Origin of the sequence: Pseudomonas brassicacearum, assembly GCF_003732265.1 — a bacterium.
GTDB lineage: Bacteria > Pseudomonadota > Gammaproteobacteria > Pseudomonadales > Pseudomonadaceae > Aquipseudomonas > Aquipseudomonas brassicacearum_D.
In genome coordinates this window covers 1-303 of the sequence record NZ_MOBK01000095.1, presented here as the reverse complement: position 1 = coordinate 303, position 303 = coordinate 1, and the positions used below count along the sequence as shown (strand labels likewise).

The 303-nt window shown below is 56.4% G+C and carries 1 protein-coding gene and 1 pseudogene; both read left to right on the top strand.

Annotation, left to right across the window (positions count from 1 at the left end; genetic code table 11):
- A partial coding sequence (locus BK660_RS30215; protein WP_185045262.1) for a winged helix-turn-helix domain-containing protein occupies window positions 1-135 on the top strand: 135 nt, incomplete at its 5' end.
- Window positions 111-303 (top strand): annotated as a pseudogene (locus BK660_RS30210) (two-component sensor histidine kinase); the annotation flags it as partial. The gene BK660_RS30215 and the pseudogene BK660_RS30210, both read left to right, overlap by 25 nt.

Here is a 303-nt window from a genome sequence, read left to right as displayed (position 1 = left end):
CGCCTCTACGGCTGGGGCAATGAAGTGGAAAGCAATGCGGTGGAATTTCTGATTCACGGGTTGCGTCGAAAACTCGGCAGCCATGTCATCAAGAACGTCAGGGGAATGGGATGGATGGTTTCAAAAAGCGCTTGAGTGACTCGGTACAACTGCGGCTGTCCGTCACGTTGTCGCTGGCCATCCTGATCGTTGCCGTGGTGGCGGGGATTTTTGCCTTCGTCTCAGCGTTCGACGAAGCCCACGAAATGCAGGACGACACCTTGCGCCAGGTGGCGGTGTTGTGTGATCGCCAGCATATGAGGC